7 protein-coding genes are annotated in these 9,851 nt (G+C 64.9%); 6 read left to right on the top strand and 1 reads right to left on the bottom strand.

Annotated elements, in window-relative coordinates; genetic code table 11:
- The 6 genes from I55_RS19240 to I55_RS33255 all read left to right on the top strand — a co-directional run.
- Positions 1-1,217 (top strand): peptidoglycan DD-metalloendopeptidase family protein (locus I55_RS19240; protein ID WP_049974287.1); only part of this gene is annotated, 1,217 nt, incomplete at its 5' end.
- Between the two features lie 210 nt (positions 1,218-1,427).
- Positions 1,428-2,834, top strand: a complete 1,407-nt coding sequence (gene flgK, locus I55_RS19235) for a flagellar hook-associated protein FlgK (protein ID WP_044562201.1) — start codon at positions 1,428-1,430, stop codon at positions 2,832-2,834.
- 1 nt (position 2,835) lies between these two features.
- The gene (locus tag I55_RS19230) at positions 2,836-5,022 is read left to right on the top strand and encodes a hypothetical protein (protein WP_148293842.1); all 2,187 of its coding nucleotides are present in this window, start codon (positions 2,836-2,838) and stop codon (positions 5,020-5,022) included.
- 12 nt (positions 5,023-5,034) lie between these two features.
- Positions 5,035-5,313 (top strand): hypothetical protein, encoded by a 279-nt coding sequence (locus I55_RS19225; protein WP_044562199.1) that lies wholly within the window; start codon positions 5,035-5,037, stop codon positions 5,311-5,313.
- Between the two features lie 444 nt (positions 5,314-5,757).
- Positions 5,758-8,550 (top strand): flagellar hook-basal body complex protein, encoded by a 2,793-nt coding sequence (locus tag I55_RS19220; RefSeq protein WP_083901251.1) that lies wholly within the window; start codon positions 5,758-5,760, stop codon positions 8,548-8,550.
- A 187-nt stretch (positions 8,551-8,737) separates the two neighbouring features.
- The gene (locus I55_RS33255; protein ID WP_083901250.1) at positions 8,738-9,535 is read left to right on the top strand and encodes a putative metalloprotease CJM1_0395 family protein; all 798 of its coding nucleotides are present in this window, start codon (positions 8,738-8,740) and stop codon (positions 9,533-9,535) included.
- Positions 9,536-9,563: 28 nt separating this feature from the next.
- On the opposite strand, the gene I55_RS19210 is transcribed toward I55_RS33255, so the two are convergent.
- Positions 9,564-9,851, bottom strand: a 288-nt coding sequence (locus I55_RS19210; RefSeq protein ID WP_211100316.1) for a hypothetical protein, incomplete at its 5' end; no start/stop codon positions are given.

The following is a 9,851-nucleotide window of genomic DNA, read 5'->3' as shown; positions in this document are numbered from 1 at the left end:
TTGGCCTGTCCGCCTGCGGCACCCGGCCGGAGCCGGCGCCGGTGATCACACCGCCGCCGACGCCGGCCAACGTCATTTTTGTCTCACGCGGGGAGACCATCTATGATGTGGCCAAGCGCTACAACATCCCGCTACGCGACCTGATCGAGGAAAACCACCGGCAGCCGCCCTACACGGTGACCCCGGGTCAACGGCTGTTCGTACCCACGCCGCACACCTACGTGGTGAAGCCGGGCGATACGCTGTACGCCATCGCGCGCACCTTCAACGTCGACAGCAGCGAGTTGGCGCGGCTCAACAACATGGGGCCGCCCTACCTGCTGCGGGTGGGGCAGACCCTGAACCTGCCGCACGCCGGCGGCGGCTCCGGCAGCGGTTCCGTCGTGGCGGAGGCGCCACGGCCCACGGTGGGTTATCCGGCGGCACCTCCCGCCGCCGGCGGCCGGGGAACGGTCACCACCGCCCCGGCCGGTACCGGTCCTGTACCCCCCGTCACCGCCGCGCCCCCGCGCCGGTCGGTGCAAAGCCAGGAACTGGCGCCATCGCCCGCTTCCCCCGCGCCAGCGGTTTCCACGCCACCGTCGACCGGCAGCACCGGCGGCGCCATTCCGCCGGGTGCCACGGTGGCCCCCGCCGCCCGATGGGCGCCGGTGACGCCAGGCGCGTCGTCCGAGCCGGGCGACCAGGCGCCGCCGCAGGCACAGGCGGCACCGGCGTCGCGCAGCGCCGCCACGCCGCCGCCGGTGGTCGCTGTCGCCCCCACGCCGCCGCCGGCCGTGGCCGTGCCATCGACGCCCGCGCCCGAGGCGCCGGCGCCCAAGAGCGGCGCCCGCTTCCTGTGGCCGGTGACCGGCCAGGTGATCTCCGCCCACGGGGCCAAGCCGGGTGGGCAGTATAACGACGGCATCAACATCGCCGCCCCGACGGGTACACCCGTGGTGGCCGCCGATGCTGGTGTGGTGAAGTACGCTGGCAACCAATTGCGCGGCTTTGGCAACTTGGTCCTGATCCAGCACGCCGACGGCATGGTGACGGCCTACGCCCAGCTGGACCAGATCATGGTCGAGGCCAACGCCAAGGTGGCGCGGGGCCAGCGCATTGGTACCGTGGGCGCCACCGGCAACGTCACCAGCCCGCAGCTGCATTTCGAGGTGCGGCAGGGCAATAAGGTATTGGACCCAATGGATGTTTTGGATCCGGGCAAAGGTGTCCGCTGACCGGGTCAACCCTGCCTAGCGGGACCGTGGATGAGGATGGGGCGGCAGAAATTGCCGCCCCACTGCTTTTGGCAGTTTGCAAAAATACGAATGATTCCAGTGCCATAATCCAAAGGGTCAACTGGCCCGGGGCTTGCGTATAGGGGGATCGGATCGGCCATGGGGGTCGGTCCCCTGAGCGGAACTTCCCGCCCTCCGAGGCCCGGTCCCATGAGTTTGTTCAGCGCGCTGAATACGGCCGCCAACAGCCTGAATGTCATTCAGGCCGGCATCCAGGTCGTTTCAGACAATATGAACAACGCCAACAGCGCGAATCGCACGAAACATACCGTTTCGCAGACGACCGATCCGCTGAGTGGCGTCAGCATCTCGCAGTACTCCCGCTCGGTGGACACAGCCCTGCAGGCGCAACTGCAAGGGACGACCTCAGAGAACGGGATGCAACAGATCCTGTCTCAGTACATGAGCCAGGTCGGGAACCTGCTGGGCAATTCCACGTCATCGTCGGCCAGCGACAGCGCCACACCCAAGTTGACCCAGGCCTTCCAGGACTTCACCTCCGCCCTGCAGAACTTGTCCGCGTCGCCGGAAAGCACCGTGGCGCAGAGCCAGGTGGTGCAGAAGGCCCAGGCCCTGGTGCAGACCGTCCACACCCTGTCGGCGGGCGTGGACCAGATGGAAACCCAAGCCAAGACCGACATCACCCAGACGGTGAAGTCGATCAACAGCGATCTCGCCCAGCTGGACAAGCTGAATTCGACCATCGCCCAGATGAAGTCCAGCAACCAGCCGACCGCCGATTTCGAGGACCAGCGCGACGCCACCTTGGCGGACCTGTCCTCGATGATCAACATCCGCACCACGACACGCGACGATGGGTCCATCGCCGTGTTCACGCCCACCGGCGCCACGCTGGTGGACGGTGGCGCCACGCAGTTGAGCTATGATGGCAAGGTGATTTCGGGCGCCGGTGGCGCCGACATCACCGCCGCCATCAGCAGCGGCAAGCTGGGCGGGTTGCTGGACCTGGTCTCCGACAGCTCGCCCTCACCGGCCAGCGGCGATCCGACCACCGAAGTGTTCCGCAAGCTGAAGTCGCAGCTGGACGCCATCGCCGGCGCCCTGACGGGCACGACCCAGGCGGGGCAGCCGACCAGCATCACCGACGCTTACAACAAGGCCAGCCCCACCAATGACGGGGAACTGGAGAGCGGCCTGTTCACCGGTACCGACGCCGGCACCCTGGCGGTGAACAAGAACCTGCTGAACGGTACCAAGACCATCAAACAGTCGGCGGTGAACGCCATGGTCACCGCCATGACCGCCACCGGCCGCACCCTGGTCGCCGATGGCTTGACCATGAACAACGTCAGCTATGGCGGCATGGCGGATGGCGTGGCCAGCAATTGGTCCACCGTCCAGTCCAACGTCAGCACCCAGGCCACCACCACCTCGTCCTTCATGACCAGCCTGCAGACGCGCTACTCCAGCTCGACAGGCGTCAACATGGATGAGGAGGTCGCGAACCTTCAGGTGCTGCAACGCAACTATTCGGCCACCGCCCGCGTGATCTCCGTCATCGGGCAGATGTTCGACGCTCTCGCGCAGACGGTGTAGCATGACCATCTCTCGTGTAAGCACCTACGGCAGCTACCTATCGATGCTAAACGGCATCAATGGGACCTCCTCCTCCTTGGCCGACCTGCAGCAGCAGTTCAATACCGGGATCAAGTCGCAGGATCTGTCCGCCTATGGCACGCAGGCCAACCAGCTGCTGGCGCTGAAGGCCCAGTACGCCCAGCGCACCGGCTACTCCAATGCCATCACCGCGGCCACCACCCAGGTGAACGCGATGGAGACGGCGCTGTCGTCCATGCAGAAGATCGTGTCCAATCTGTTGAGTTCCGCCAACATCCCGGCTGGTGCCGGCACGCCCGCCCTGTCGCCCGTGACCTCGTCCAGCAATGGCAACCTTGGCCTAGCCGTCGACAGCACCAAGTCGGTGTTCAACGCCGCCGCCACCTACACTGTCACCTCGGTTCCGTCGAACAGCGGCAAGGCGGGTAGTTACGATGTGACGGTGAGCGACGGCCTGGGCGGCACCTCCACCAAGACCCTGAACCTGAGCGCCATACCGCCCGATGATGGCCAGCAGACCTTCCAGATGGCCGGTGGCCCCGGCGATGGCGCGTCCATCAGCCTGAACATCAATCAGTTGAAGGGCCCGGGCAGCGCGTCCTTCAGCGTGGCCTATCCTGACCTGGCGGCGCCCAAGGCGCTGCTCCAGGGTGCCCTGACCCAACTGTCCAGCCTGCTGAACACCAAGGCCGGCGATCGATATATCTTCTCCGGCAGCCGGTATGACACGGCGCCCGTGGGCGATCTGGGGGCCACCAAGCAGGTGAGCCAGGTGACCCTGACCGGCGGCACGCTGGGCACCGCGGGCGACATCTACGAGATGAGCGTGGGGGACAAGCGCTTCACCTATACCACCACGGGCTCGGAAACGAGCATGTCCGACATCCTCAACGGCCTGGCCACGCAGATCAACGGCCTGAACCAGCAGGCCGTCGCCAACGGGCAGGCGGCGCCGTTGCCGCTGACGGCCTCCGTCATCGGGAACCAACTGACACTGATCGGTGACAAGGCGGGCTACTCGTTCAACGTCTCATCGAACGTCTATCCCACCGCCGGCTATCAGAACAGCTCGACCCCGGCCGGTGATCCCACTCTGGCTGGCTACCCTGGCTACGCCAGCCATACCGACCAGGACAACGTCTATTCCCAGTACACCTCGCAACTGGCTGTCGCCGCCGATCCCACGGCCGTGCCGCCGGTGACCGGGCAGCCGCAGATCGACAACCTCAATCTGAATGGCACCAGCGTGGACGTGGGCGACGTGTTCACGGTCAGCATGGGCAACCGGAACACGGTCACCGTCACCAGCGACGACGCGAACCCGGCGAACAACATCAGCTATGACAAGGTTTCCGGTCCGACCAACTACACCTACGTGATGACGTCCGCCGACCTCGCCGACATGAAGGCGAATGGCGTGCCCACGGCCACGCCCCCCGTCGCGGCCGGTGATGCCATGGGCTACGTGGCGTATAAGTTGGCGGGGTTGGTCAACGCCGATCCCCAGCGGTCGGCCGACGCCACCGTGACTTCCAATCCCCCGGCTTCGGCGCAGATCACCCTGACGGGCATGGGCTCGCAGCGCTTCGCCACCACCTCGACGGTGCAGAACAACAGCAACCAGAACACGTTGACGGCGGTGACGCTGGCCCCGTACCAGACGCCGGCCTCCTTCAGCACCGCGGTCGCCAGCCCCCCTTATGTGGCTGTCTATGACAGCCAATATCAATCGGGTGCCGAGAACACGGCGGCTTATGCCACCAGCACGCTCAACGTCGACGACAGCACCAGCGTGACCTACGGCATCACCTCCAACGATCCGGCCATCCAGAACCTGATCATCGGCATTAAGCAGATGCTGGCCGCGGTGAACACGCCGGGCAACTACACCACGCTGATGAGCAACGCGCGCTCCGCCATGGTGTCCGCCCAGAGCCAGATCCGCCAGCTGGACGCCAGCACGGTGAACGCGCAGAGCATTCTCGGCACGGCGGCCACCAATCACAAGACCGCGATGGACGACCTGGAAACCCAGATCGGCACCATCCAGAACGTCGACCCGACGACGGTCGCGGCCCAACTGCAGGCAGCGCTGAACCAACAGCAGGGTGCCTACACCGTTGCCGGCAAAATCGCTTCCCTATCCCTCGTCAACTTCCTGAGCTAAGGAGAACCTGCCATGAACGCCTTCACGTCCGCCGAAGCCTTCGCCAACGCCACCATCGCCGCCCCGGTGAATGATGAGGCGCAGCGCGTCCGTCTGTTCGATCAGTTCAACGCCTATTGGGTGAACGCCGCCAGCGAAGGCGTGCCCTATGACACCATCGGTACCATGTCGGTGATGGCCGCCATCTACGGCATCCTGGCCAAATACGGCAAGACCACCACGGCCGAATACCTGGAAATCATGGCCGAGAGCGTGCGCTCCGGCGAATTCTCGGTGAAGCCTAACGCCTGATCCGGCGTCTCCGACGCGTCGGGGTCCAAAAGGGACCCGCAGGAACGGACCAGGAAAAGGCCGGGCCGGTCTCCCCAAAGGGGGATGACCAGCCCGGCCTTCCTTGTTTTCGGTGACTGGTTCCGCCGCCACAGGGAAGAAACGGCCGGGTCGTTAGGCTGGGTAGGAAAAAACGGCCCAACCCGGCACATCCTGCCACGCGGCTGGGAAGACGACGGACGATACCGGCCGCATAGGCAAGCGGGAAGCAAAGGAGCGGAGGGGCAGCGGTGCCGGACATCGCCGCGTATTTCCAGACAAATCAGTCGCTTATGTGAATATCTCGGGGGCTTTCGAAGGATCGCCCGCGAAACGTGATGGTGGGGTGCCGTTTTTCGCAATCTGGCATCCATCTTGCTTTCCTAAGGCGTCAGATACGCAACCGCTCTTCTGGGAGCCAGCACCATGAGCATTTTCGGCTCGATGTCCGTCGGTATTTCGGGTTTGCAGGCGCAGTCCACCGCGCTCAGCAACATCTCCGACAACATCGCCAACGCCCAGACGACGGGCTTCAAGCGCATCGATACATCGTTTGAGTCCCTGGTCATCTCAGCCAGCAGGTCGCAGTACCAGGCCGGTGGCGTGCAGGCCCGTCCCGATTATGCCAACAGCGTGTCGGGCACGGTTTCGTCCTCTGACACGGCCACCAACATCGCCATCCGCGGCAACGGCTTTTTCAGCGTCAGCAAGCTGACGACGGTCAATGGTCAAACGACGGCGGCGGGTGAACGATATTACACCCGTGACGGCAGCTTCGCGTTGGACAGCACGCGCACCCTGGTCAACAACTCCGGCTTTGCCCTGAACGGTTTTGCCTACGACAGCACCACGGGCCTGTTCGCCACCTCCGCCACCCCGGTGCAGGTGAGGGCGGACATCGATAGCCCGGTGCAGACCAAGACCATCGATATCAAGGCCAACCTGCCGACGGACCCCAGCGGCTCCATCACCCCCACGCAGGTGCAGGTCTATGACGCGGGCGGCACCGCGCATAACGTCAACCTGACCTGGCGCCAGGGCGCCACGGCCGGCGCCTGGCAGTTGGGCATCACCGCCGACGGCGCCCAGGGCACGGCCTCCTCCATGCCCGTGCAAGGCCTGCTGTCCACCGGCTTCGCCGCGACCAGTTCCGAGGCGATGCCGACGACCAACAAGCTGGACCGGGCGTCGATACAGGATGTGACCTTCTCCACCGCCGCCGTGTCGCCCCTGAAGGGCATCAACATCGGTGACGTGTATTCGGTGACCGTGAACGGCACGACCTACAGCACGACCATCACGAAGACCAACGCCTCGCAGTTCGCCTCGATGAAGGACATCTCGCAGGCGCTGGCGGATCAGATCAATGGCGCCGACACGTCCAGCGGCGTGGCCGCCACCGTGAACTCCGCCGGTGCGCTGCGCCTGACCGCCCGCACAGCGGGCACTGACTTCACGGCGACCGGCAACGTCACCAACGGCGCCATCACCAATCACACCGTGGGCACGATGTCGACCATCGTGTCGGGTAACGTGGCCGCCGGCACCAAGGGCAGCGTCTCCCAGACCGTCGTCGGCGACAGCATCAACATCGATGACGTCTACACGGCCACGGCCTCCGGCACGGACAGCGCTGGCAATCCCGTAGGTCCCGTGACGGTTTCCGTGACCATCACTCCGCAGAATATCGCGTCATACGGCAACTTGAACGCCGTGATGTCGAAGCTCGCCACCTTGCTTCAGACGGACACCACCGGGCCGCTGAAGGGGAATATAACGGCGTCCGCTGTCAATGGCACCATGACCGTCACCGGGCTTAATGCAGGTCCGGTTAGTGTCGCCGTCACTGCCCAGGATTCCCCTAATTTGCTCAACACCGTCAACACATCCACATATGTGGGCAATGTGACAGGCACCAAGGAAATTGAGAAGCTGACCATCACCGGCCAGCCGGGTGACGTGGGCACCAAGTACACCTTCGCCATCTCGCCCCCGATCGCGAAAACTGCGACGGTTACGGCGTCGACGACCTCCGGGACGGTACCCGATCCGACGCTGTCGACGGATTACACGTTCGATTTCACCAACGGCGATCCCACCGTCACTGGGACCACCGCGACCCAGGTGGGTCAGATGTATACGCTGACCCTGGGCACGACGACGTACAACTTGATGATCAATTCGGGCAACATTAACCAGTATCCCGACCTTCAGTCTGCGGTCGCGGGGCTGGCGGCACAGGTGAACAACGATACCCAATCGCCCTTCACCTTGAACACCGCCTCCAGCACCTCCACGGCCCTGGTGCTATCGACGCGCGACCTGGGCGCGACGCTGGGAACCACGCAGGTGGTGCCAAAGGGCAAGGGCATCAACGTCTCTTATACCACGGACGGTACCGAGGCCAGCCTGAGCGACATCAGCGGCAAGATCGCAGCCCTGATCAATTCCCAGGCGTCGCAACAGGGGCTCGGCGTGCAGGCCTTGTCATCCGGTGGTACCATCACCTTGTCCGGTAACACCAACAGCGACTCCTTCTTCACGACGCCGGGTGCCGTCCATATCGGCCAGACCCCCGGCCACATCAATCTAACTTTTGGTGGCACGCTGTCTGACGGCACCACGGCCGCAGCCGGTACGCTGAGCCACCTGGACTCGACCGCTGTGGGTACCGGCAACGCCACGGTCACCGCAGACCAGAGCAGTGGTGCCGCTGCGACCGTGGGCTTCGACGTCGACTTTGGCTACGGCCTGCAGCATTTCACGCTGGACCTGGGCAACTTCGGTGAATCGTCCGGCCTGACCCAGTTCGACGGCACCAGCATCAACGTCACCTCCAAGGTCCAGGACGGCAGCCCGGCCGGTACCTTCAAGGATGTGCAGATCAACGCCGATGGTACCGTGCTTGCCAATTACGACAACGGCCGCCAGCGCACCATCGCCAAGGTTCCGATCGTGCTGTTCAACAATGCGGACGCCCTGGCGCGTTCCACCGGCAACGTCTTCACCGAGACGGTGGACAGTGGCAAGGCCCGCTTCAACGACACGGGCGTGAACGGCGCCGGCGATATCGCCAGCAGTAGCCTGGAAGGATCCAACGTCGACATCGCGGCGGAATTCACCCAGCTGATCGTGGCGCAGCGGTCCTACACCGCCAATACCAAGGTGATCACCACCGCTGACGACCTGCTGCAGGACACGATCAATCTGAAGCGGTAAGGCGCTGAGCGCCTGATGGCCCAGGCGCGGCGCATCGCCGCTGTCCAGGCCTTGAGGGCGCTCATTTCCAGGCACTTGGGCCCAAGCCGCCCGTATCCCCGGTGGGATGCGGGCGGCTTTGTCTTGCGCACGCACCCGCTTAGTGATGAAATGCTTGCATTATTAATACTAATGCGACCCTCCGGCCATGTCCGCCCTTGGTGGCATTTCCGCGTCGCCATTCTGGACGCGCGCCCTGTCCGGGCCAGCCCCCGCCGCCGCGTCGGCGGGGCAGGGACGTGCTGTCGCCAGCGCGCCGTCGACCGGGACGGTTCAATCAGGCCAGGCGCAGGCCGCCAATCCCTATGGTGTGCGTGGCCAAGCCGCCGTCGGAAACGGCAGCGCCAATGACAGCACCAAACTGACGGATGCCCAGCAGCAGCAGGTTGACAAGCTGAAGACGGTCGACCGCTCCGTGCGGGCGCATGAGGCGGCGCACAAGGCGGCGGGCGGTCCCTATGCCGGCTCGGCCAGCTACACGTATACCACCGGCCCCGATGGCCAGCGATATGCCGTCGCTGGCGAAGTCAAGATCGACATCGGGACGGTGCAGGGCGACCCCCAGGCCACCGTCGCCAAGCTTGAGACGGTGCGGCGCGCGGCGCTTGCCCCCGCGGACCCGTCAGGCCAAGACCGGGCGGTGGCCGCCCAGGCCGAGGCGGGCATCGTCGCCGCGCAGGGGGAAGAAGCCAAGCAAAAGACCGGTACCGGTGAGGATGCGACCGAAGGTCCGGCGGGGCAGGTTGGGGAGGCCGGGTCTGAAACGGATGACTCCAGCCATGCTCAGGCGACAGGCACGGATAAGAGTACGGCGGCGGGCGCCACCGGCGTAACCAGTCGGCAAGGGGTGGCCGCCTATCGCAAAACCCAGGGGGCGCTGGATGCCGGCGTCATCCAAGCTGCCCAGGCCGCGACGGCGGCGCAGCCCTTGGGGTTGGTCATTTAAGCCCTAGCCCCCAAAGGTGACATCGTCGTCAGGGGGCGCCACCATACCGCAGGGCGCAAATCTTGGAGGCCATGTCAGCCATCACCGCGCCCCCTTGCGCCTTGGCGATGTTTGCCGCCTCGTCGCATTTATGCTGGTCAATCAGGCTATCGACATGATGGGCGACGGCTGTCAGCCGGGCCTTGGTCGCTGCGGTCATGCCGTTTGGTTCGGGCGCGTTCGGATGGTGGGGAGGGTAGTAGGGGGTGAGGTCGAGGGTCGGCTGGGAATACACCGTCACGGGACGGGCCAAGGTCGAGACCGTTCCTCCCCCTGG

The organism is Azospirillum sp. B4 (assembly GCF_000333275.1).
In the GTDB taxonomy this organism is placed as follows: domain Bacteria; phylum Pseudomonadota; class Alphaproteobacteria; order Azospirillales; family Azospirillaceae; genus Nitrospirillum.
The sequence above is the reverse complement of the archived record's forward strand: the minus strand, read 5'-3'. Positions and strand labels throughout refer to the sequence as shown.